The following is a 22,827-nucleotide window of genomic DNA, read 5'->3' on the forward strand; positions in this document are numbered from 1 at the left end:
AGATAAAATCCATTATTTAATAAGATGGGTTTAGTATAATCAAATAGAAGAATTTATATTTTGGGGTAACAAAATTGTCTATATCACAATAAAGAGGGTAACTTTATCAATAGAAACCGAAGGGGCAACTTGAGAAGGGGGTTAGTAGAAGATGATTGTATTATTTGATGGGGAATGCAATTTTTGCGATAAGAGTGTTCAATTTATCATTAAAAGAGACCCGAAAGGAATTTTTGTTTTTGCCTCCCTGCAGAGTGAAGCAGGCCAGCAGTTATTAAAGGAATACCATGTTCCTGAAGGAATAGACAGCTTAATTTTACTTGAACCAGATAATCACAAATACTATATGAAGTCTTCGGCTGCCTTAAGGATATGTAAACATTTATCGGGTTTATGGAGTATGTTGTATGTCTTTAAGCTGGTTCCAAGAACTATTAGAGATAGAGTGTATGATTTAATTGCGAGAAACAGAATTAAATGGTTCGGTAGTAAAGATCAGTGTATGTTGCCTTCACCGGAAATTCGAAAAAGGTTTTTATGATGGGTTCTACATCAAAAAAATCCACTTTCGCAGGCGAAAGTGGATTTAATCATTTATTAAAGCATACCATCCAGCAATAATACACGAGACGGAGCAGCATCAATGCCTACCAATTTAAGCGGTGCTGCGACCATAAAGTATTCACCGGCAGGGACATCTTTCAAGCGCAAACCTTCAATAACAATTACATCGTTTGCAAACAGGGTTCGGTGAGTAGGGTGTCCAGGTTGAGCACGTTCAACACCAAGCCCATCGATACCAACACCATTAATGCCAATCTCAGACACATGCTTCGCACCAGACTCACCTAGCGCGATAAATTCAAAGTTAAATTCTTCATCGAAAGAGTTTTTTGTTTTTAAAAGAATGAAGTCACCTTTTTCAATAGGTAAAGACTCAAGATCTTCTTTTTCAACTAACCCTGTTACATGAGTTAAATCAAATACTTTACACTTACCAACGAGACGTTCAAGTCCAATTGTTTCAATAGTAGCACCATCATTCATCATATGAAGCGGGGCATCTGTATGAGTTCCGACATGGGCATCAAGAGTAATACGGGATTCGGTAACATGTCCGTTTGTTACAGTGTTGAAAACTGGCTGTTTGTCCTCAATATTTTTATAAACGGGCATTCCAGTGTAAATTGGCATAGAAACATCATAAATTTTCATATTGGTTTCTCCTCCACAACTTTATTTTAATTTACTCGTCTTCTTCTTCAATTGCCCACCAATGGAAGCCATCTTTTGAGAGCAGTTCATCTGCGCTCTCTGGCCCCATTGAACCGGATGAATAATTAGGGAAACATCCAGCAGGTTGGCTTTCCCATGCACGAGAAATTACATCTGTGAACTTCCAGGACAAGGCTACTTCATCCCAATGGGAAAAGTTTGTTGCATCTCCGCGCATCGCATCGAAAAGCAGGCGTTCATAGGCTTCAGGGGTATTGAATCGGTCGTATTTGGAAGTCCTAAAGCTTAATTTAACTGGTGTTTTTCCGCCTTTTTTAGCATTGAGGTGAAGCGTGATTCCTTCTTTAGGCTGGATATTAATAACTAGTAAATTAGGGTTTAGCTGCTCTTCAGTTCTATAAAACAGATTCATCGGCACGTCCTTAAATTGTACGACAATCTGAGTAGACTTCGCCGCAAGCCGCTTGCCGGTACGGATATAGAACGGTACACCGGCCCATCTGAAATTTTCAAATAACAATTTTCCGGCTACATAAGTTTCTGTATTGGACTCTGGGTCAACCATATTTTCAGAACGGTATGCTGGTAAAAGTTTGTCACCGACTTGACCTTCACCATATTGACCGCGCACAAAGTATTGATCTACTTCATCTTCCTTTATAGGGCGAAGGGAGCGAAGTACTTTAACTTTTTCACTGCGGATCTCGTCAGTCGTTAATTTAATCGGAGCCTCCATCGCAAGCAGTGAAACAATTTGCATAATATGGTTTTGAACCATATCACGCAAGGCACCGCTGTTCTCATAATATCTGCCTCTATCTTCAACTCCGAGAGTTTCTGTAGAGGTAATCTGAACATTGGCTATGTAGTGATTATTCCAAAGCGGTTCAAAAAAAGCATTTGCAAAGCGAATCACTTCAATATTTTGAACCATTTCTTTCCCTAAATAATGATCGATTCGATAAATTTCATTTTCGGAGAATGATTGACGAAGCTGATTATTGAGCTCTTCAGCTGATTTAAAATCATGGCCGAATGGCTTTTCGATAACTAAGCGTTTATAACCGGCTGTATTGGTCAATCCATCTTCTTTTAATCTTGTGGCAATCGGTCCAAAATACTCCGGTGCCATCGCAAGATAAAATAGTCGATTTCCATTTAACTCATATTTTTCATCCAATTGGTCTGCCAAGAGACGCAGTTCTTCATATGATACACTCGCTTGGCTGACATCCAGTGATTGATAGTAGAAATGACCGGCAAATTCAAGCTTTTCTGAATCAGTGCCATGTTCATCGGCAACCGCTTCCTGAATATGTTGTTTAAGACGATCTGTTGTCCATTCGCGTCTGCCAATTCCTATACAGGCGAAGTTTGAAGATAATCTGCCTTTCGTGTATAGACGGAATAATGAAGGGAAAAGTTTCCGTTGCGCTAAATCTCCAGTAGCCCCAAATATCAATATTAATCCTGATTGTTTGTCAATAGTGGGCATTCAGAACCTCTCCTTATATGGTAATTACGATAGTTTATTTTATCTCTTATTCAACTCTTTATCAATGGATTGAATTTTTTCCATCTATACTTAGTTTACAGATAAAGAGGGAGAAAATAAAATATTTTATCGCTATATTAAAAATGTGGAAGTATTCGGATTTTCTCAAATGCTGAAAAAAAAGGAAGAGTGCTGTAAAATAGATGTATTCAAATAGGCTGGAGGAATTAGATTGGAATTTGTATTTTTAGGAACAGGAGCCGGCATACCGGCTAAGCAGCGAAACGTATCTTCGCTTATCCTGCAGATGAATGAAGAGAGAGGGGCAAGCTGGATGTTTGATTGTGGAGAAGCGACTCAGCATCAAATATTACGCACGCCTGTAAAAACGAGAAAAATAGAGAAAATATTCATCACGCATCTGCATGGTGATCATATATATGGGCTACCTGGCTTACTTGGCAGCCGTTCATTTCAGGGGGGGGAAGAACCGCTGACCATTTACGGACCGGTAGGAATCAAAGAGTATGTGGAAACGTCCTTGCGTTTGAGCCAAACTCATTTAAAATATGATCTGTCATTCGTGGAAATAGTAGAAGATGGTCTGCTATTCGAGGATGAGACATTCAGAGTGGAGGTATTGCCTTTAGATCATGCTATTTTAAGCTATGGGTATCGAATCGTCGAAAAAGATAAACCCGGAGAACTACGGGCTGATTTATTAAAAGAAGCTGGAATTCCGCCCGGTCCGTTATACAGCAAGCTGAAAAAAGGTGAAATGGTCCAATTGGAGGATGGCCGCATAATAGATGGCAGAGATTATATCGGAACACCTAAGCCGGGGAGAGTGATTGCTATATTGGGTGATACCCGCCCGTGTGAAAATACTGTCAATCTGGCATTGCACGCTGAATGCATCGTTCATGAAGCTACTTTCCAAAAGGGACAGGAAGAGATGGCCGCTGACTATTTTCATTCGACTACCATTCAGGCAGCCGAATGCGCTGTAAAAGCGGGTGCCAAGCGTTTAATCCTCACTCACATCAGTTCCAGATTTACTATGGATGATGAAATAGAGCTTGTTAATGAGGCCAAAGCTGTTTTTGCAAATACTGAATTAGCGAGAGATTTTTCGGTTTTTAAGCTTTAAAAATAAATCGATAAACTAATAGTAGAGATAGCAGGAAGCGTATGTCCTGCTATCTTTTTTTATTTCTGGGATAAGCATAGTTTTATTAGTTTTAATTAAAAACCCTTTTGTAAGAAAATGTAATACAATTGATGTATACATATATAGGGGGAATACGATTTGGATAAACAAAAGTTTGAAGTATTAATTGGAGATGTGTTTGCTGTAAAACTGCCTGATGGACGGTTTGGTGCGATAAGAATTGCTAAGCACCATCAAGAATTAGGCTCATACCTGGTTATCACAACTCCATATATAGGTGAGGAACTGCCTGTTATTGAGAATAATTGTTTAACTTATATCCTTCGTCAAAATCATTTTTTTTATAAGAATAATCGAGCCCTTGTATGGGTTGATGGAGAGCCTCCTCGGGATTTAATATATATAGGAAATCTTCCTTTGGCGGAAAAGGAAAAAGCTATAATATGCAATTCATTCTGTGAACAATGGGATCGTATTGGAATAGAGGTTTATCATGAATGGAGATGGGAGAATGATCAGGAGAATTTTATTAAAGAAGTTCAAGAGGAACAAAAAAATGATGAGGAAGAAAATCGAAATATAGCTCAAGTACCTAAAAAGATGATGCATGATGAAGAATTTTGGTCTATTATTTCCTTGCTGAATTCAAATGGTAATGGGAGAGAAGATATACTAGAACCGGCCGTTATTGCTTTATCAAAAATGAGTGTAAAAGATATAAAAGAATTTGAGGAAGCATTATCTTACAAACTCTACCTATTAGACACTAGAGAGCATGCCAAAAACATCGGAGAATATTCATATATAGAAGATAATCCAATCAATTTTTCTGTTGATTTATTTTTGTATATCCGTTGTGCAGTGGTTGCAGAGGGGCAGCAAAATTTTGAGCGTACATTAAAAAATCCCGAGATGATGAATAAAAATCGAACATTTGAACCTTTATTATCAATAGCCTCCTATGCTTATGCAACAAGAATGAAAAAGGATTTTGAGTATACATCCGGCTGCAGCTATGAAACTTTCTCAAATATTGCTGGATGGAAGGGCTAAACAGCCGTTTGAGGTGATTCTTTAGGAAAGGTATTAATGCATAAGAGTGCTATTGACTTCCGTTTGAGAGAGAAGATTTTCTACCTGTTATTAAAAATTCTCTGTTGTTTGAGATGTTTTTTTATCTGCGATTAAATGAAAGCGACCCATTTCTTATTTCATTCCAAATGAAGTTATAATATTAATATAATATTTAAAAAAGAATGGGGGACGGATTAGTATGTCTGAGGAGTTATTAGACTTAGCTATTGAATTAGCTAAAAAGTATCATAAGGATCAATTTGATAAGGGCGGTAACCCTTACATTAATCATCCATTAGCTGTAATGAATAGGTTAGACACGGCAGAAGAGAAAATTGTCGGAGTGTTGCATGATATCATCGAGGATACAGAGCTTACCTTTGATGATTTACGAGAATATGGCTTTTCAGAAAAAATTATAGCTGGAATTGATTCTGTGACTAGAAGGGAAGGAGAAGAGAGGGAAGCATTTATATATCGCGCCAAATTAAATGAGCTTGGTCGAACAGTTAAAATAGCGGATTTAAAAGAAAACAGAGACTTATCCAGAATTCCTAACCCACAGGAAAAAGATTATCAACGTGCAGAAAAGTATGAAAGAGAAATTAGAATTCTAACAGAAGATAATTGGATTTATAGCGATGATGAATGGATAGAGATTTTGGAAGAGAAGTGAATAAGGAATCAATGATATCAAACCAACTTATTTAATCATATTAGGAAAAATGATATTAATAAATATGAAAGCAAAAATTTTAATTGATAAAAAAACACCTCTTGATTTGAGGTGATTTTTTTATTAAATATATATGTTAGGCTTGGAAGAAATGAAATGTACTAAAATTAATTTGAATGAGAAATTCACTTTTAAGAATGTAGAAGAGATTTTAGATAATCCACATGTTCCCGGTCTTTATCCAGGATTTTATGGACTAGACTAAGACTTTCTTCATCTAATTTCCCCCTTACTAGGTCCTCACTCATTTTTATCCCATATATATTTTCCCCCTTAATAGCATGTTTTATAATCTCTTCCTTTGAATTGTAGTTTTCAATCAAATTTACAACTTTCGCTTCAATCCTTCCAAATATTCCTTCACTCGTTATAGGTGTACCACCTAGATTTTGAATTCTCTCTGAAATAAGGATTGGTGATTTTTTAGGTCTTTCTGGATCGAAATAAACGAGTCTTTTAATGAGGAATGTTGTAGCTTTTTTATAAAGTGTTCATAGGCGTTAATGGCCATATATGAACCCCGTAAGAATGTGTTAAGCGTCTTAATCGCTTGTTGTTGGTCCAATCATATCACTTCCTTAAAATAATAATTTTACTATGTCCATGTAAAGTGAAAATCATTAGATTGCGGTATCGATACAGCTCAAATGTTAGCAGCTGTTGAAAATAGTGAAACGATTTTATTAGATGAAAACCAATAATAACACTGAGACCTCAACCACTTGCTATTTGGCTTGGAGAAACCGACAGACGGCAGACGGGGAAGTGTTGATTAGAAAGACTCGTCTGGATCATTTATCAAGAGCCGAAAAAGTATTCCGTAAAAACCTAAATGCTTAATCTGCAATAAAGAAATAATGAAATTAAAGTTGTTTTATTGGTGAGGGATGCTTCAATAAAAAAACAATTTAAAGTGGGAAAAACAATATTAAAGTTTAACATAGAAAAAATATATAGAATTTATATGTGAATAAATGTACTTAAAAAAGGGGATTTAGTTGAATAACGGAGACAGCAAAAAAGATATCTTTAAGGCTCAGAAACAAACCTTATAAAATAGAAAAAAGAAAGACCTTCCATAAAGAATGTTGCCAGCACGCGAAATTCTCTGAAGGTCTTTCTTTAAATTGGATTTTCTCCAAGTTTTCAATTGTAATAAGAGATTTTTATAGCTTAAATTTCGCCATTTGCTCCTGTAACTCTGATGAGAGCTTGGATAGAGAGCTTGAGGACAGGCTGATTTCTTCGGTGGCTGCAAGCTGTTCTTCAGTAGAGGCAGCTATATTAGTTGTATGCACTGACACACTTGATATATCCTCTGCTACTTGATTAATGGAATCCGATACAAGGTTGGAGCTGGCCGAAATCTGTTGGACTGAAGCGGCCATGCTATTCACTTCTTGTTCCATTTGAACCATGTAAGCCACAATTTCCTTGAAAGCCTCTTCCGTATTATTGATAACAGACATCCCTTCCTCAACCTCGACCTTTACCTCATACATGGATGAAATCGATCCTTCCATATTTGACTGGATTTCTTTAATAAGGTTGACGATTTGGCTGGACGAGGATTGAGATTGCTCAGCAAGCTTTCGTACCTCATCTGCGACAACAGCAAAGCCTCTTCCATGTTCTCCAGCTCTGGCTGCTTCAATAGCTGCATTTAATGCTAAAAGGTTTGTTTGATCGGCAATGGCTGAAATAGTTCCTGAAATCTTGCTGATTTCACTGGAACTGGTATCCAGCATTTTCAGGATTTCTTCGCTTTCAGTGGCTTTCTTGTAAATAAACTCTATTTGCTGAATGGTCCTGGATAATAATTCATTCCCATGATTTGCTTTTGATACGACCTTGCTGCCTGTTTCGGAGATTTCGTTTGATACACCTGCCAGACGCTGGATAGAGGTTGTCACTTCCTCAAGAGCGTGTACACTTTCCTGAAGTCGAGTATTAGCAGAATCAGACACATCGGCAACATGGTTAATGGAATTGGATACTTCTTCTGTGCTGTGAGTTGTTTCCTCCGAGCTTGCAGTCAATTCTTCGGATGCTCTTGCAACTTGTTCAGTTGAATGGTTAACCTGGGTGATCAGTATCTTCGTATTGTCCACCATTGTATTAAAATCACTTGCCAACTGTCCTAATTCATCCTTGCTTTTATTCTTTAATGGAGAGATTGAAAAGTCACCGGTCGCAATCCGATTTAGGCCTTTACTAACCTGTGAAATCGGTTTGGCTATTTTTGCAGAAAAGAAGTAAGCAGTACAACTGGCAATGATGACAGAGCCAATTGATATTACAGCTACTAACCAGGCAAGCTCAGATGATTTAGATGTAATTTTTGCGACGGGTTTGCTGGATATAATCGTCCATTCCCAATAAGGTTCCCTTTTAACATAAGCTATTTTTTCAACATCACCTTTTTTGGAAGAATACGATATGAAAGCCCCGTTCTCACCTTTCTCAAGAATCAGCTGATCCACTGTTTTGTCTCCGTTTGTTTTAAGGTCTTTATAATTTGTATCTGCGTTTTTAGTATGTAAGGTAAGAGTGCCATCTTTGTCGATTGCAGATAGTTCTCCATCTTCTCCAAAATCATAACCTTGATAAACTTGCTCTTCTTCTCCCAGAATCTCTTCATTTAATTGTTGCTGTGCATCCTCTAAGGAAATATAACCAGCACTCACTTGTTGGTGTAAGAGTCCGATCATTCCAATTGTCATATCAGTGTTTGTTTGGAGATTTTCTTTCTCTGTTTCAATCAATTGATCTTTTGAGATAAAAAATACGCTGATACCGATAACGATTACAGGAATGATTAACGTTATTAAAGTTAACATCAATAATTTAATCTTGATTGAACGAGCTTTTTTCTTTTTCAATATATTTTTCCTCCTATCAATTAGGAAAGTCACAATGGTCTTCAATTAACTATCGGCATTCATTTTTTTGTCTTAACATGAAAATAATGTAATTGTTGTGAAAAATAAATTCTGATAAGAGAAACTGAAGAAATGTTTGTCCCTTTGGTACGGATGTGAAGGAAAAATACTAATCTACAGCTACATCGAATTGTTCCAATATGTAATTATTTAATTTTAGTTTAAGATCTCGTCATTATTATTTTGTATTCTCCTGTCGAATTTTAAGGTTCAAAAAAAGAAAAAGCACCGTTTCTATAGAAACGATACTTTTTTCTTAATTTGTTTCCTGTACTTTATTAAATCAAAACAATGATTTAATCGAAGGAAATTACCAACCGCGACCGTATTGCACAGGAGCTTCAACAGAAGCACGCAGTTCCTTGGCAGCATTTTTAGGCCAATATGGATCACGTAATAATTCTCTACCGATAAAAATTAGATCAGCACGGTTGTTTTGTAAGATTTCCTCCGCTTGTACGCCAGATGTGATTAATCCGACGGCACCAGTTGCAATGTTGGCTTCATGCTTGATTGTCTCACTCATTGGGACCTGATAGCCTGGGAAGCTTGGTACCGGTACTGACATTACACCACCGGAGCTTACATCAATAAGATCGATTCCGTCTTCTTTCATCCAACGGGCATATTGAATATAATCTTCCGGTTCATATCCGTCTTCGTGATAATCTTTAGCGGAGATTCGGACGAATAATGGGCCGTCAAAAACAGATTTAATAGCAGTAATGATTTCTTTTAGGAATCGATAACGATTTTCCGGCGATCCGCCATATTCATCGGTACGAGTATTAACGGCAGGAGTTAGGAATTCATTGATTAAGTATCCGTGTGCGCCATGAATCTCCATAACCTCAAATCCTGCCTTTTTGGCACGAATAGCGGCTTGTTTGAAGGCTTCAACTGTATCGGCAATATCCTTTTTGGTCATTTCTCTAGGAGTTTTCATTTTTTCATTAAAAGGCACAGAAACAGGTGCGATAATTTCACCTTCAAGCTCAGCTTTTCGCCCTGCATGAGCGAGCTGAATCCCGGGAACTGTGCCATATTCCTTCATCATAGCAGTTAGCGTATGTAAACCTTCAATGTGATCGTCACTCCAAATGCCTAAATCTTGATCAGAAATTCTACCTTGCGGAGTAACTGCGGTTGCTTCCACGATGATTAAACCAACCTGGCCGACAGCCCGGCTTGTATAGTGAGTCATATGCCAGTTCTGTATTTTTCCATCACGTTCGTAGCTGGAGTACATGCACATCGGTGACATGACAATCCGATTTTTAAGAGTTATATTTTTAATTGTATATGGTTCAAATAATAATGATTTAGTCATTGATGACAACTCCTTTCAGTAACCAAGTATAACAGTTGGGATTAAGGGGTGACTAATCAAATGCTTCAAATAAAAGGAAGAGAGCATGTGGCCCGGGAATCCCCGAGTACATGCCCCCTATCTTACTTAGTAACCGCCGTAGCCGCCTCCAACATAAGAAGCACCGACAATAATTAACAAGATGAAAAGAACAACAACGAAAGCAAAGCTTCCTACACCTTTACCACCATAAGAATCACTCAATACAGACACCTCCTGTTCATTGCTGCAATAATGGGAGCGAATTCCCATTACATAGCCATCATATGGTTTAAAGTGATAGATGGATTGGACAATATTTAAAGTTGGGACAGCCTAAATTTCTGCAGCAATCATTACTCTCGAGAATTAATGGATTTAAAATTAGCTTATGAAAATTCCTATTTACCTTATTAATATGTTACGAATGTTAAAAGGTCAGCTATTTTGCTATAAGTCATGGTTTTATATAAAAAATATCAAGAACAATACTCGTAAACAGGGAGGAGAATGGCTATGAGAGATCGGAGCTCCGTGGTAATTATAGAAAACAATCAGATAGTACTCATTAAAAGAAGTTTGAATGCTTCTGTTTATTATGTTTTTCCTGGAGGAGGCATAGAGAATGGTGAAACACCTGAAGCTGCAGCTAAAAGGGAAGCCATCGAGGAATTGGGGGTAGGTGTAAATGTTAATGAATGTATTTCAAAAGTAAAATATAACGGAAATAACCAATACTTCTACAAGGCAAAAATTTTATCTGGAACTATAGGCACCGGGCAAGGTGATGAATATACAAACAAAACAAGGGGAAGAGGAACGTACCTGCCAATATGGGTGGGTCTTGAAAAGTTAACATCTATTGACGTAAGACCAATGGAGGTGGCCTTAAAAGTTCAATCATTATTTCATCATGTATGAGGGGAGAGCGGGATTCTAACATTTGCTGGGCTGAATGTTGAAAGCCTACTGGAGTGGGATAGTAAAAAAAGAGAGGATAGTATAATCCTCCCGTTAGATGATTAATGATTGACCATTTTTCTGAATGCGCTTAGAGAAGTGCTGTAATTGATACGCGCATCATATAACTATTTATTTTACTCATATAGAATTTTTTCTTTGATTTTACTTCCTAATTCCTTACCCATACGCTCTGATTGGAGGGTAGCCTCTTGAATGCATTTAATAAAGGCTTCCTTAACGCCATGTTGTTCAAGGATTTGGATACCTGCTTCAGTAGTTCCTCCTGGACTTGTTACCTCGTAACGCAGCATTTGAGGAGATTTATCGGAGGAGTGGACCATTTCGGCAGCTCCCATTAACGTTTGGATAATCAGAGTTTGAGCTTCTTGATGATTAAGACCAATTTGTTGGGCTGATTGATGCATGGCTTCAATTAAGTAATAAATATATGCTGGTCCGCTTCCAGAGAGGCCTGTGACGGCATCCATTTTCTCTTCTTCTGTAAAAACGACCATTCCTACCGTATTGAAAATGTCTTTAGCCAGTGTAAGATGCTCTGGTTTCATATAGATGTTCCCTGAAATAGCAGTGGCGGATTTTCCAACTGCCGCAGATGTATTTGGCATAGCCCGAATAATCGGCATAGTATTCTCTAAAATGGCTTCAATGCTTTGAGTAGAAATTCCTGCGGCAACAGATATAAGTACCATCTTACTGGTTAGATAAGGTTTGGCTTGTTGTAAGACTGTATAAACATCCTTCGGCTTAACGGCTATCAGGATGATATCTGCGTCAGATAGAAGGGAGGACATGTTGCGGCATGGAATAACGCCATAGTTTTTTTTCAAGCGTTCTAGTTGAGGATCATTGTTCCGATTACAGACCCAAAGATCTCCGGGTGAAGTTGCCCCTTTTTTTACAATGCCTGCAATCAATGCTTCAGCCATAGAACCGGCTCCAAGAAAAGCAATTTTTTTATTCATGCTCCTGCCTCCTTTGTAAAAATAAAAAAAGCCCTTCATCCTGTAAAGGACGAAAGGCTATTCTTCCGTGGTACCACCTTAATTTACGAGCATTCGGCTCTAGAATGCTTGCATCTTTATACCGGATAACGCCCGGTCGGACGGCCAGGTTTTCCTGACAGCTCGAAAGGCAGGTTCAATCATCAGTGGGCGGCGAAACCTTACAGCCAACGGGTTTCACTCTCTTACGCCATACATGATTTACTATTCTTTCTCGAACGCTTGTATAAGTATATTTATTTGATATTAATAGAAATTATGCAAAAAAATAGCTCATGTGTCAAGAATATTCAAACTTTATGATGGAATTTTCATACAAATTATGTAAAAATAATTACTAAAATACATAACAGGGAGTAATGAGATGAGTTCGATTACAAGGGTAGCTGAAAAAATTATTATACCGACTCCGTTTGCTGTCGGAGATGTAAATACGTATCTTCTAAAAGGAGATGCTTTAACTCTGGTAGATGCCGGAATTAAAACACAGGAAGCAAAAGAGGCACTTGAACGGCAGTTAAAGGAACTGGGATATAGGCTATCTGATATTGAACAGGTAATATTAACCCACCACCACTCTGACCACTGTGGATTAATTGATGTATTTCAAGAAGATCCATTGTATGGACATGAAGATAACCAGCGGTATCTTAAAAGGGATCCAGCATTTATGAAGGAACAAAAAGATTATTTTACAAGTATGGCAAAGCAATTTGGCGTACCTCCGCAATTGATGAAATATGCCAATGATGTAGAGTCCCTATATACGTATTCGGGTTCAAAACCCCTCACACATTTTTTGAAAGAAGGAGACTGGATTCCCGGCCATCCTGGTTGGAGAGCAATGGAAACCTTTGGCCATTCACAGGGTCACTTATCCTTCTATCATGAAGAGTCAGGTACACTGATTGGCGGAGATTTATTATTGGGTAAAATTTCACCTAACCCGATTCTGGAGGTACCGAAAAGGGCAGAGCAGGAGAGATTGAAGCCGCAACTGCAACTGAATGATAGCTTGCGTCGATTGCAAAATGAAAGACTGACAATCGTATATCCAGGGCATGGAAAGGACATTACTGAACCATACCAGCTAATAGAGAAACGTTTAAAAAATCAGCATGAGCGGGCATTTCATGTTAAAAGCCTCATTGGGGAAGACCGTCGGAACGTCTTGGAATTAGCTATACAATTATTTCCGAAGGCTGTTAAGAGAGATCCAGCACTGGCATTGTTTGAGACATTGGGCCAGCTCGATTATCTAGATAGTCTTCATGAAATTGAAAGTGAAATGGTTGATGGTGTCGTATGGTATTATAATAAATAATGGACCATTAATGAGGAAGTGAAGTACATGAATGAACGAATTCGTGGGAAAATTGTTACGATTACGGGTGCCTCAGGCGGGTTAGGTGAACAAATTGCCAGACATGCTGCTAAAAGTGGAGCAAAATTGGTTTTAATCGCACGGAGTTTGGACAAATTAGAAAAAATCCGTAAAGAATTAATGACTGATTTTAATTGCGAGGTTTATGTATATACATTGGATGTATCCGATCGGAATGCTGTTGAACAGACATTTGCCCACATCAAGAATGAAGTGGGAGATACCGATGTTCTGGTGAACAATGCTGGCTTTGGAATTTTCGAGAAAGTGTTGGACGCAAGTTTAGATGATACAGAATCCATGATCAATACAAATGTGGTTGGACTCATTGCCTGTACGAAAATGGTACTGCCTGCGATGGCAGAAAAGAAATCAGGCCACATTATCAATATTGCATCCCAGGCTGGGAAAATGGCGACGCCGAAATCAAGTGTTTACTCAGCAACGAAGCATGCGGTACTTGGATTTACAAATGCCTTACGTATGGAAATGCATACAGAGAATGTTTTTGTTACATCCGTCAATCCTGGACCGATTAAAACCAATTTCTTTAATATCGCAGATAAAGAAGGTACGTATATCAAAAACATTGAACGCTTGATGATTGATCCGGTCAAGCTGGCAGAAAAAATCACGAATATCATGCTAAAAAATAAGCGGGAAATTAATGCACCAGGCTGGATGAATGCGGGAAGTAAGATTTACAGTTTAATTCCGAGGACGGTTGAAACGCTCGGGCGAAGTCAGTTTAATAAAAAATGATAAGAGAAAATCCACCTAAAAAACAAGGTGGATTTTTTGTTCCTGCAACGACTTGATGCTAGATCCGTTTCATTTTATATAAAGAGATTAGTATTTCCATAACATAGCGATGAACTGATGTCCTGCACCAACTGTCCAAAACATAACATAATCTCCGCGCTTAATACGCCCATCCTGTATCCCTTCATGGAAAGCGAGGAACGGACTGCTCGAACCTGTATAGCCATATTGATCTCCAATATAAATGACCTTTTGGCTTTGGATATCCTAGTGTTGTTCAATGGTTAACTTATCTCCATATGCAAATTGTGAAATACAAAATGCAGCAATATCGGATATCCTCAAGCTATTCGGCTCCAAAATACGGTCAAATAGATCAAAAATAATCTGAGCAGAAAAACTCGCATCGAAAGGGGTAAATTGAATGTATTGGCTGTCAGCATTTGCATTTATGGATTTACTTAATCCTTCCTTTTGATAAATAATCTTATCTACATCTTGATTGATTACTTTCATATCTTTGCAATCTACGATTAAAAGGTATTCTTTATGTATGGCGATACCGCTTGTGCTGTTATCTTTTTTGGAATTTTAATTGATGGGGAGTAGTTCTATTGATGAAGTAGGGCAGGAGGAGGTTTATAATAGCAGCAACGTGTTAGATGGTTACTGGAAAAATGGATGTACATAAAGATAAGAAAGACAAAATTATATAAACATAATACATATTTATTGAAAAATATAGTTAATAATATTTAGATTAATGGGTATATAGTAAATATAGTTATTATAGAATAATATTTTAAAAAATATATAAGAGAGAGGGTGGCTAGTAATGAGTCGTCAAATGATTAATATTTTAAAATGGGTATCAGGCGGTATGGAAGCATTATTAGGTATACCTGTTCTTGGAGGAACAATTATCCTAAGCATGGCATGGGTACCCTTATTTATTATGCTTGCTTTCCATATCATCATTGTAGTCTTTTCGTATAAAGCCGGAATAAAAGCTAACGGAAATATACTGGGAATTGTAACGTCCGTTGTTGGCTTCATTCCTGGTATTGGAATGATTATGCACTTGTTGTCAGCGGTATTCATCCTTGTGGATGCTGCTCAAAATCAGGCTAAAACAGCTGTTTGATAGAATTGAAAATAAACCCGATAAAGCCCTTGAAGGTTTTATCGGGTTTTTCATTAATCAGTAACACGAATACTGCCGGTCTCCGTGCTCAGTTGAACTGTAATGCTTCCATCCCCACTCATATAACTTCCGGTTTTTTTGCCAAAGATTCGTTTACTGCCAATCTCAGAGTCTGCTGTAATTAAGATGTTATTTGGATCCTGATTAATTGTTAAGTCGATTTCTCCAAGTTCATTTTTGGCGATAAGCGGTTCAGTGATTTCATCGGTCGAAATATCAATCGAGCCAACTTCATTATCGACCTGGAGCTTGCCGCTGTATTTTTGTATCTTAATGTTCCCTAGCTCCGAAGAAGCGATTATTGAAGTGGAGGATACATCGCTTATATGAATGCTTCCAACTTCTGATTCTGCATTTAAGTGGGCTGCATTAATCTGAGAGATTGTAATTTCACCGACTTCATTTGATGCTGAGATTCTGTCATACTGTTTTTTTGGCAAATAGACTGTAATATTCTCTGATGATTTTTTAAAATTAACACCTAGAGAAATAGTATGATCCGCCTCGTTTGTAATGGACAGGGTTTCACCGTTCTCTTCTATTTTTATGGGATTGGACATTTTAGACCCAATTGTCTCAACAATAATTTCATCTCCAGATGTTTCTGCCAGCTTGATTGTCCCTACGGTATTATTGACATCAATCGATTGTATCTCTGAACTTTGAAACTGCTTCGTTTGTTTGTCATTCTCATTTTGAAGTGAAAAAAACGATTTTGCAGTCAGCAATGCTCCTGAAAAGCCAATAACGATGAGTATTCCAGCTACAATCAGCCACTTTTTATACATGCTTCATACCTCCCTTTACAACTGAAACATTCCATTTGCAATATTTAATAAACACTTTAGAACTAAAGATGGTTACATAATACATGCCAAACAAGAGGAGAATTCCTAAACCGCTGAACCCGATTGAAAGAAAAACTTCAAATGCATAGGCCTGATTGAAACCCAATATAATACCAATCAGGTGGAGGAATGGTGATAATATGAGACCGATACTTGCCCCCCAACCGCCTAACAATATACCTCCAAGAGCTATGGCAGGACCAAGGACAAAAATTAGATTCAGAAAGCTCAGTCCAATTGTTAATCCAATCGCACCAAAGACGTTTGAGAAGGTCATCTTCCTGTCTATCTCGGCAAATGTATTCGATATATTTAATTCCTTTGCGATTAATTCAGGAGAACCAAGATTATCTGATATTTCACTCTCGGACTTTCCCTCTAATAAACCATTTTCAAAATACTCATTATAATCATTTAAGATGTCATTGCGTTCCTCTTTAGGCAGGGCGCTAAGATGGTTAGATAATTGTTGCAAAAATTGTTCCCGATTCACTGTACTTCACCTTCCTCAATAATTTGATTAACACCTGTGGAAAATGCTTGCCATTCTCTTACCAGCTGCTTCAGGTAATCCCGGCCTTTTTCTGTTAGATGATAGTATTTACGAGAGGGCCCCTCTGTAGATTCCTGTAAATAGGTCGTGAAATATTCTTCTTTGGTAAGTCGTCTGAGAAGCGGATAGACGGCTCCTTCGGAAATTTCAAATTTATCGGAAATCCCCTGAACGAGCTCATATCCATAACGATCCTTGTTATTTAACATAACAAGTACGCAAAGCTCTAAAACGCCCTTTTTGAATTGGACATTCAATCGTAAAGCCTCCTTTCCTTCGCTATTATACATTGTATAGTAGTAACTATAGTATTACACACGGTACTGTTTAATGCAAGGTAGTATGGATGTTTTTGTAAAAATAATTCAATGAGCGAACATGCAATTAAATATTTGAAAATATTTTAAATTTGTAATTGACTAACAATTCAAATAGTAGTAATCTGTGTAAAGACTTACCAATTTACTTATCAATGAAAGGAGGACTGTATGATGAAAAAATCAGTGATTGTTGTAGCGTATCATCGAGTCGATATGAGATTTGTGCAGTCCTCCCGTTTAAATATGATTTAACTCGTTTTAAACGAAAAGACTGCACGTTGCCGTGAGTACTTTTGTCTAACTCAAATGTAAAGATTGGACGTTTTTACGTTCGAATCTTCTTTTGATTGGAGGAAGTATCAACACGTAATCGTTGCAGTCTTTTTTTGTTGGTAATTTTAAGTTGCATTCAAAAAAGGAGGAAGAAAAATGGAATCAAATGTGGTCAATGTAAAAATCTCAAGGGACATACAGGCAAACAGTACGTAGCAATTAAAATGTTCTTCGGTTAAGACAAAGGAGGAGATGGAATGTTTTCGGTTTTAAAGAAATTAGGTTGGTTTTTTAAAGAGCACTGGATTCGGTATACAGTCGCAATCGCGTTATTGAATATCGTAAATGTGCTGGAGGTTTTGCCACCGATGATTGTTGGGATGGCCATAGATGACATGAGTATAGGTGAAATGAATCAGGAGACACTCATGACCTATGTTTGGTGGATGATCGGGTTAATGGTCACCCTCTATATACTAACCTATATATGGAATTACCAGTTATTTAGTGGAGCGTATGTTTTAGAGCGGAAGCTGCGCTCAGGATTTATAGGTCATTTATTAAAAATGACACCAACCTTCTATGAAAAGAATCGTACAGGCGATTTAATGGCAAGAGCAACCAATGATCTTAAATCTATATCCGTTACAGCAGGATTCGGTATTTTAACGTTAATGGATTCTACCTTATATATGATTGCGATTTTAGCAACAATGGCCATTACAATTAGTTGGGAACTTACGCTTGCCGCCATCTTACCTTTGCCGATTATGGCATGGGCAGTCAAAAAGGGCGGAGAGCGAATTCATGAGCACTTCACAGTAGCACAGGATGCTTTTGGTGAACTAAATGACAAGGTCCTTGAATCAGTCGCGGGTGTCCGTGTCATTCGTGCTTATGTACAGGAACGAGCGGATGAAAAACGCTTTGAAGAGATGACAGAAGATGTATATGAGAAAAACATGAAAGTAACGAAAGTAGATGCCATGTTTGATCCGGTTATCACATTCGTTATTGGTATCAGTTATTTAATCAGTCTTGGATATGGAGCCAATCTAGTATTCGCTCAAGCCATTTCAATTGGGCAGCTTGTGACCTTTAACGTATATCTATCGATGCTGATTTGGCCGATGATCGCCATTGGGGAATTAATTAATGTCATGCAAAGAGGAAATGCCTCTCTCGATCGCATGAACGAAACATTATCTTCTCAGGAGGATGTAAAAAATGATCCGAATCCAGTGGATGTCCCGGAATTAGAGAACGTTATATTTGATCAAGTAGTATTCCGTTATCCTTCTTCAAAGGTGGATAATCTAGCCGATATCAATGTCAAAATCGATAGCGGGGATACCATTGGAATCGTCGGAAAAACAGGAAGCGGAAAAACCACATTTGTGAAACAATTGCTCCGTGAATATCCTGCTGGAAACGGAATTCTTTCCCTATCCGATGTACCGATTGAAAAACAAAATCTTGAGGATGTCCGGGAATGGATTGGATATGTACCGCAGGATCATGTTTTATTTTCTAAAACAGTTCGGGAGAATATTTTATTTGGAAAAATGGAAGCAACTGATGAAGAGTTTTGGAAAGCAGTTCGCCTCGCTGATTTTGAAAAAGATATAGAGAGACTGCCGAACAGACTGGAGACGCTGGTTGGGGAAAAAGGTATTGCTTTATCTGGCGGACAAAAGCAAAGGATTTCAATAGCCAGGGCGTTAATTAAAGATCCGGAGATTCTGATTCTCGATGACTCCCTCTCTGCAGTGGACGCCAAGACAGAAACAACGATTATCGAAAATATTCGGAATGAACGAAGCAACAAAACGACGATAATCACTACTCACAGATTATCAGCAGTACAGCATGCAGACTGGATTATTGTACTAGATGATGGAGTGGTGATTGAGGAAGGCACACATGAAATGCTGCTCAATAAGAAGGGCTGGTATAAAGAACAATTTGATCGCCAGCAAATTGAAGCGAATAAGGAGGTGAGCGCCTAATGAACGAACATTTGGAACAAACGGAATCCGGTTGGAAGACGGGAAAACGTTTATATCAATATGCAGTGAAGTGTAAAGGAACCATTATCCTAGCACTAATGATGTTATCCATCTCAGTAGGGGCGGACTTAATCGGACCCTATATCGGGAAAAACATGATAGACAACCATATCATGGGGATTGAATCTCCATGGGTGGAAACGAAGAATACAAAGGATGCCGTTCACTATCAGGGGAGCACATATAAACGTGAGGCCTATGTAGAGGATGGGGAATGGACCGGAAGTGAGGTTGCCATCCAACAGGTTGGGACGACGTTTTTATTCCTAAACCAACCGATAGAGTTTGATGGGAAGAGATCCTATAAAGATGGGCAGCTGGTGATTACTAGTGGAGAAAAAAGAGCAACCTATGAGGCTCAGAAATTGTCAGGAGCACAAATCATGGCGTTTTATCAGCCAGAGATCAGCCGTATAATGCAATTACTTGCTCTGTATTTCGGAATTATGGTTGTGGCATTCTTCTTTCAATATGGGCAGAGCTATTATTTACAAAAAGCAGCGAATCGAATTATTCAAACAATGCGAAAGGACGTTTTTGCTCAAATTCAAAGACTGCCGATTCGCTACTTTGATAATTTACCGGCAGGAAAGGTAGTGGCACGGATTACAAATGATACCGAAGCAATTCGGGAGCTGTATGTAAGGGTTTTAGCTAATTTTTTCTCGAGTACGGTTAATATTATCGGAATTATCATTGCCCTATTTTTGCTTAATGTAAAGCTTGGAATGGCGACATTGATTATTCTGCCGCTGCTCGTTGGATGGACATTATTATTTCGTAAATTTGCTACAAAGTATAATAGGGTCATTCGGGCACGTATAAGTGATATTAATGCCATGATTAACGAATCCATAAATGGGATGAATATCATTCAGGCATTCAAGCGGGAGAAAGAAACAACAGAGGAATTTGAAAAACTGAACACAGAGCATTATGTATACCAAAGTAAAATGCAAAAATTAAATTCCTTGTTAAATGGAAATCTTGTAGGTGCTTTGCGTGTTATTACATTAACACTATTTATATGGTATTTCGGAGGTATGGCAGCATCTGGTGAATCAGTCGTCAGTCTAGGCGTTTTATACGCGATGGTGAATTATTTAAATCGTCTGTTCCACCCAATATCAGGAATTGTCAATCAGTTTGCAAATTTTGAACAGGCGATGGTAGCCGGTGAACGCGTATTTGCACTTCTGGATGAGGAAGGTATTGATGTTGAGGATCAACGTAAGCCACGTTTTAAAGGGCATGTTGATTTTGATCATGTATCTTTTAGCTATAAAGAAGGAGAAAAAGTATTAAAGGATATTCAGTTTGAGGCTAGTCAGGGCGAAACAATAGCCCTAGTGGGGCATACAGGCTCTGGGAAAAGCTCCATTATGAATCTGTTATTCAGATTTTATGACTATCAGGAGGGGGCTATCCGCATTGATGGGATAGAATTGAAAGATATCCCACATCAAACCTTGCGTGAGCATATGGGAATTGTTTTACAGGATCCATATTTGTTTACTGGAACCATCCTTTCGAATATCACACTTGATGATCCAAAAATTTCGAGAGAAGTAGCTGAAAAAGCGTTACGGGATGTGGGAGCTGACCGCGTGTTGGCCAATCTTGAACATGGGTTTGATGAACCGGTAGTTGAAAAAGGGAGTACTCTTTCATCAGGGCAGCGCCAATTAATATCCTTTGCCCGTGCTTTGGCTTTTAATCCGGCTATCCTGATTCTTGATGAAGCTACATCCAGTATTGATACAGAAACAGAAAGCTTGATTCAGGAAGCAATGGAGGTGCTAAAGAAAGGTAGAACCACTTTTATTATTGCACACCGTCTTTCTACTATTAAAAGCGCTGACCAAATCCTTGTTCTCGATAAAGGAAGAATTGTGGAGAGAGGAAACCATGATGAACTCATGGAATTAAAAGGCAAATATTATCAAATGTATGAGCTTCAGATTGGAAAACTTGCAGGTTAATCCTTTGAGTAAAAAAATCCATTTAAAGATAAAACAATAACAACAAGTTAATTAAAAGGATGTATATACTGAAACTAAAAGGTAAAGAGGAAGCGATAAGCTTCCTCTTTTACTATAGTATAAGAAGATATCTAAGGATTCTTATACTAAATTAATCTCGGCATCTATTCTAGTCCATTATTGCCCAATAAGCAGGCTTAAGATTATAATTCGGATCAAAGACAAACGGTGCATCTTTTCCAACGCCATTATTATATTCCTCGGCACGGTCGTCTAGCCATGTATGATTATCTGCAATTCCCCAGAATGTTACGTTACTGATCTTATCTCCTAATCTCTCATACATTTCAAATAACTCATTATACCTGGCAGCTTGACGCTGGAACTCTTCTTCTGGAATATCCTCATATGAAGGATAAGCAGGTCTTGGTGGCCAGCCGTATAAGCTCACATCTAACTCGGTTACTTGATTATCTAAACCAAGACTGGCAAAACGATTAATAGATTCCTCCGTTTCAGCAATGGATGGCCAGCCTAATTGAATATGAGCTTGATGACCCACACCGTCAATAGGGACTTTTTGTTCAAGCAATTCAACAACTAAGTTATATAAATGGGTTTTTTTGGGTTCCACCTCTGTGTTGTAGTCATTAATGTACAGTTTTGCATCCTTTTTTGCATATTTTTTAGCTGTTTTAAATGCTACCTTAATATAATCAGTACCAGTTATTTGATACCAAGGAGACTCACGCAGCTTCTGCTCATTTGATGCATATTCGTCAATCACTTCGTTTACAACATCCCATGAGTCGACATCATTTTTATATCTTTTGACAATCGTTTTTATGTGATTTTCTAAGCGCTGTAATAATAGCTTTTTATTTTTCTCCCGCTGTTTTGGATTGGTTTCTTCGGTCATTTTATTCCCGTTCTTATCAATAAAGAACCAATCAGGTACCTGACTATGCCATACAAGGGTATGAAAACGAACATCCATATCATTTTTCTTGGCGAATTTCACAATTTTATCTGCTTCTTTAAAATTGAATTTCCCCTCTTCGGGTTGGATGGATATAGGCTTCATTACGTTCTCTGCAACAATACTGTTATAGTGACGCTTTAATACATGACCGCTCTTACCCATTAATTGATCGGGTTCGACAGCAGCCCCAATTGTGAAAGAATCTTCGTACCTTTCATATAAAGGGGAAGCTTTTAAAGCACTTAATGGCTTAGCACTCGCAATATCAGTGGAAAAGACAGGAGTTACAAGGGCAATAGCTAATCCGAAACTTAGAAACTTACGTACTAATTTTTGTGACATGTCCTAATCTCCTTTTCATTTAAAATAGAAAGCGTTTACATGGGTATTTGAACATTATTATAGAAGGTATCTACTTAGTAAGTCTAGGAAACAAACTAAGTTGTGAGAAAAATAGGCCATA

At 38.0% G+C, this 22,827-nt stretch carries 23 protein-coding genes; 10 read left to right on the forward strand and 13 right to left on the reverse strand.

From position 1 onward, the window contains the following. Positions 1-151 precede the first annotated feature (151 nt). Entirely contained in the window at positions 152-541 is a 390-nt protein-coding gene (locus tag AC4BHP_RS02350) for a thiol-disulfide oxidoreductase DCC family protein (protein ID WP_139892425.1), read from the forward strand. Between the two features lie 56 nt (positions 542-597). On the opposite strand, the gene AC4BHP_RS02355 is transcribed toward AC4BHP_RS02350, so the two are convergent. Together AC4BHP_RS02355 and zwf are read right to left on the reverse strand one after the other, a co-directional pair. Beyond that, complete coding sequence (locus AC4BHP_RS02355) at positions 598-1,215, reverse strand: cyclase family protein (protein WP_066104694.1); 618 nt, start codon at positions 1,213-1,215, stop codon at positions 598-600. A 31-nt stretch (positions 1,216-1,246) separates the two neighbouring features. Beyond that, a complete protein-coding gene (zwf, locus tag AC4BHP_RS02360) occupies positions 1,247-2,731 on the reverse strand; it encodes a glucose-6-phosphate dehydrogenase (protein ID WP_066104691.1) in 1,485 nt (494 codons plus the stop codon). A 232-nt stretch (positions 2,732-2,963) separates the two neighbouring features. On the opposite strand from zwf, the gene rnz reads away from it, so the two are divergent. The 3 genes from rnz to AC4BHP_RS02375 all read left to right on the forward strand — a co-directional run bounded on the left by rnz (position 2,964) and on the right by AC4BHP_RS02375 (position 5,652). Further along, positions 2,964-3,881, forward strand: a complete 918-nt coding sequence (gene rnz / locus AC4BHP_RS02365) for a ribonuclease Z (protein ID WP_490551187.1) — start codon at positions 2,964-2,966, stop codon at positions 3,879-3,881. Positions 3,882-4,040: 159 nt separating this feature from the next. Then, positions 4,041-4,955, forward strand: a complete 915-nt coding sequence (locus AC4BHP_RS02370) for a DUF4240 domain-containing protein (protein WP_139892423.1) — start codon at positions 4,041-4,043, stop codon at positions 4,953-4,955. A 220-nt stretch (positions 4,956-5,175) separates the two neighbouring features. Further along, positions 5,176-5,652: a bifunctional (p)ppGpp synthetase/guanosine-3',5'-bis(diphosphate) 3'-pyrophosphohydrolase gene (locus tag AC4BHP_RS02375; RefSeq protein ID WP_139892422.1), complete on the forward strand. Its 477-nt coding sequence runs from the start codon at positions 5,176-5,178 to the stop codon at positions 5,650-5,652. Positions 5,653-6,094: 442 nt separating this feature from the next. Here AC4BHP_RS02375 and AC4BHP_RS02380 read toward each other — a convergent pair whose 3' ends face one another. From AC4BHP_RS02380 to AC4BHP_RS02395, 4 genes are all read right to left on the reverse strand, one after another. Beyond that, positions 6,095-6,223 carry a hypothetical protein gene (locus AC4BHP_RS02380; protein WP_490551648.1) on the reverse strand — a complete coding sequence of 43 codons (129 nt, stop codon included), beginning with the start codon at positions 6,221-6,223 and terminating at the stop codon, positions 6,095-6,097. A 655-nt stretch (positions 6,224-6,878) separates the two neighbouring features. Next, positions 6,879-8,594 (reverse strand): methyl-accepting chemotaxis protein, encoded by a 1,716-nt coding sequence (locus tag AC4BHP_RS02385; RefSeq protein ID WP_066104683.1) that lies wholly within the window; start codon positions 8,592-8,594, stop codon positions 6,879-6,881. Between the two features lie 370 nt (positions 8,595-8,964). Continuing rightward, a complete protein-coding gene (gene namA, locus AC4BHP_RS02390; protein ID WP_066104680.1) occupies positions 8,965-9,984 on the reverse strand; it encodes an NADPH dehydrogenase NamA in 1,020 nt (339 codons plus the stop codon). 126 nt (positions 9,985-10,110) lie between these two features. Further along, entirely contained in the window at positions 10,111-10,227 is a 117-nt protein-coding gene (locus AC4BHP_RS02395; protein ID WP_077248053.1) for a YjcZ family sporulation protein, read from the reverse strand. Positions 10,228-10,518: 291 nt separating this feature from the next. Between AC4BHP_RS02395 and AC4BHP_RS02400 the strand changes: the two genes are divergently transcribed. After that, the gene (locus AC4BHP_RS02400) at positions 10,519-10,923 is read left to right on the forward strand and encodes an NUDIX hydrolase (protein ID WP_139892419.1); all 405 of its coding nucleotides are present in this window, start codon (positions 10,519-10,521) and stop codon (positions 10,921-10,923) included. A gap of 176 nt (positions 10,924-11,099) precedes the next feature. On the opposite strand, the gene proC is transcribed toward AC4BHP_RS02400, so the two are convergent. After that, entirely contained in the window at positions 11,100-11,948 is an 849-nt protein-coding gene (gene proC / locus AC4BHP_RS02405; RefSeq protein WP_066104675.1) for a pyrroline-5-carboxylate reductase, read from the reverse strand. Positions 11,949-12,351: 403 nt separating this feature from the next. Between proC and AC4BHP_RS02410 the strand changes: the two genes are divergently transcribed. Further along, on the forward strand, positions 12,352-13,311 hold the full coding sequence (locus tag AC4BHP_RS02410) for an MBL fold metallo-hydrolase (protein ID WP_066104672.1): 960 nt from the start codon (positions 12,352-12,354) through the stop codon (positions 13,309-13,311). A gap of 27 nt (positions 13,312-13,338) precedes the next feature. After that, positions 13,339-14,133, forward strand: coding sequence for an SDR family NAD(P)-dependent oxidoreductase (locus tag AC4BHP_RS02415; protein ID WP_066104670.1), 795 nt, complete (start codon positions 13,339-13,341; stop codon positions 14,131-14,133). An 87-nt stretch (positions 14,134-14,220) separates the two neighbouring features. Here the strand turns inward: AC4BHP_RS02415 and AC4BHP_RS02420 are convergent, their stop codons facing one another. Beyond that, the gene (locus AC4BHP_RS02420) at positions 14,221-14,397 is read right to left on the reverse strand and encodes a 3-oxoacyl-[acyl-carrier-protein] synthase III C-terminal domain-containing protein (protein ID WP_077248084.1); all 177 of its coding nucleotides are present in this window, start codon (positions 14,395-14,397) and stop codon (positions 14,221-14,223) included. A 3-nt stretch (positions 14,398-14,400) separates the two neighbouring features. Continuing rightward, a complete protein-coding gene (locus AC4BHP_RS02425) occupies positions 14,401-14,649 on the reverse strand; it encodes a hypothetical protein (RefSeq protein ID WP_066104667.1) in 249 nt (82 codons plus the stop codon). A 319-nt stretch (positions 14,650-14,968) separates the two neighbouring features. On the opposite strand from AC4BHP_RS02425, the gene AC4BHP_RS02430 reads away from it, so the two are divergent. Further along, on the forward strand, positions 14,969-15,277 hold the full coding sequence (locus tag AC4BHP_RS02430) for a hypothetical protein (protein WP_225983600.1): 309 nt from the start codon (positions 14,969-14,971) through the stop codon (positions 15,275-15,277). 53 nt (positions 15,278-15,330) lie between these two features. On the opposite strand, the gene AC4BHP_RS02435 is transcribed toward AC4BHP_RS02430, so the two are convergent. Genes AC4BHP_RS02435 through AC4BHP_RS02445 form a run of 3 tightly spaced genes read right to left on the reverse strand, consistent with a single transcriptional unit; the run spans position 15,331 to position 16,995 of the window. Beyond that, entirely contained in the window at positions 15,331-16,125 is a 795-nt protein-coding gene (locus AC4BHP_RS02435) for a DUF4097 family beta strand repeat-containing protein (RefSeq protein ID WP_139892417.1), read from the reverse strand. Beyond that, complete coding sequence (locus AC4BHP_RS02440) at positions 16,118-16,678, reverse strand: HAAS signaling domain-containing protein (RefSeq protein ID WP_066104661.1); 561 nt, start codon at positions 16,676-16,678, stop codon at positions 16,118-16,120. Before AC4BHP_RS02440 ends, AC4BHP_RS02435 begins: the two co-directional genes overlap by 8 nt. Then, on the reverse strand, positions 16,675-16,995 hold the full coding sequence (locus tag AC4BHP_RS02445) for a PadR family transcriptional regulator (protein WP_066104658.1): 321 nt from the start codon (positions 16,993-16,995) through the stop codon (positions 16,675-16,677). The genes AC4BHP_RS02440 and AC4BHP_RS02445 overlap by 4 nt, the downstream gene beginning before the upstream one ends. A gap of 593 nt (positions 16,996-17,588) precedes the next feature. Here AC4BHP_RS02445 and AC4BHP_RS02450 point away from each other — a divergent pair. Continuing rightward, positions 17,589-19,340, forward strand: coding sequence for an ABC transporter ATP-binding protein (locus tag AC4BHP_RS02450; RefSeq protein ID WP_490551188.1), 1,752 nt, complete (start codon positions 17,589-17,591; stop codon positions 19,338-19,340). Next, positions 19,340-21,382 (forward strand): ABC transporter ATP-binding protein, encoded by a 2,043-nt coding sequence (locus tag AC4BHP_RS02455; protein ID WP_490551189.1) that lies wholly within the window; start codon positions 19,340-19,342, stop codon positions 21,380-21,382. Before AC4BHP_RS02450 ends, AC4BHP_RS02455 begins: the two co-directional genes overlap by 1 nt. Before the next feature lie 169 nt (positions 21,383-21,551). Here the strand turns inward: AC4BHP_RS02455 and AC4BHP_RS02460 are convergent, their stop codons facing one another. Further along, entirely contained in the window at positions 21,552-22,706 is a 1,155-nt protein-coding gene (locus AC4BHP_RS02460; protein WP_490551190.1) for an endo-1,4-beta-xylanase, read from the reverse strand. Between the last annotated feature and the right edge of the window lie 121 nt (positions 22,707-22,827).

Source organism: Pradoshia sp. Z4_20 (genome assembly GCF_058216035.1).

Excerpts from the sequence above, each read along its gene's own strand:
- AC4BHP_RS02425 (WP_066104667.1), bottom strand. The coding sequence starts at position 14,649 with ATGAAAGTAATCAATCAAGATGTAGATAAGATTATTTATCAAAAGGAA.
- AC4BHP_RS02430 (WP_225983600.1), top strand. The coding sequence starts at position 14,969 with ATGAGTCGTCAAATGATTAATATTTTAAAATGGGTATCAGGCGGTATG.
- AC4BHP_RS02375 (WP_139892422.1), top strand. The coding sequence starts at position 5,176 with ATGTCTGAGGAGTTATTAGACTTAGCTATTGAATTAGCTAAAAAGTAT.
- zwf (WP_066104691.1), bottom strand. The coding sequence starts at position 2,731 with ATGCCCACTATTGACAAACAATCAGGATTAATATTGATATTTGGGGCT.
- AC4BHP_RS02450 (WP_490551188.1), top strand. The coding sequence starts at position 17,589 with ATGTTTTCGGTTTTAAAGAAATTAGGTTGGTTTTTTAAAGAGCACTGG.
- AC4BHP_RS02415 (WP_066104670.1), top strand. The coding sequence starts at position 13,339 with ATGAATGAACGAATTCGTGGGAAAATTGTTACGATTACGGGTGCCTCA.
- AC4BHP_RS02380 (WP_490551648.1), bottom strand. The coding sequence starts at position 6,223 with ATGGCCATTAACGCCTATGAACACTTTATAAAAAAGCTACAACATTCC.
- namA (WP_066104680.1), bottom strand. The coding sequence starts at position 9,984 with ATGACTAAATCATTATTATTTGAACCATATACAATTAAAAATATAACT.
- AC4BHP_RS02350 (WP_139892425.1), top strand. The coding sequence starts at position 152 with ATGATTGTATTATTTGATGGGGAATGCAATTTTTGCGATAAGAGTGTT.
- AC4BHP_RS02435 (WP_139892417.1), bottom strand. The coding sequence starts at position 16,125 with ATGTATAAAAAGTGGCTGATTGTAGCTGGAATACTCATCGTTATTGGC.
- proC (WP_066104675.1), bottom strand. The coding sequence starts at position 11,948 with ATGAATAAAAAAATTGCTTTTCTTGGAGCCGGTTCTATGGCTGAAGCA.
- AC4BHP_RS02410 (WP_066104672.1), top strand. The coding sequence starts at position 12,352 with ATGAGTTCGATTACAAGGGTAGCTGAAAAAATTATTATACCGACTCCG.
- AC4BHP_RS02400 (WP_139892419.1), top strand. The coding sequence starts at position 10,519 with ATGAGAGATCGGAGCTCCGTGGTAATTATAGAAAACAATCAGATAGTA.
- AC4BHP_RS02460 (WP_490551190.1), bottom strand. The coding sequence starts at position 22,706 with ATGTCACAAAAATTAGTACGTAAGTTTCTAAGTTTCGGATTAGCTATT.
- AC4BHP_RS02355 (WP_066104694.1), bottom strand. The coding sequence starts at position 1,215 with ATGAAAATTTATGATGTTTCTATGCCAATTTACACTGGAATGCCCGTT.
- AC4BHP_RS02455 (WP_490551189.1), top strand. The coding sequence starts at position 19,340 with ATGAACGAACATTTGGAACAAACGGAATCCGGTTGGAAGACGGGAAAA.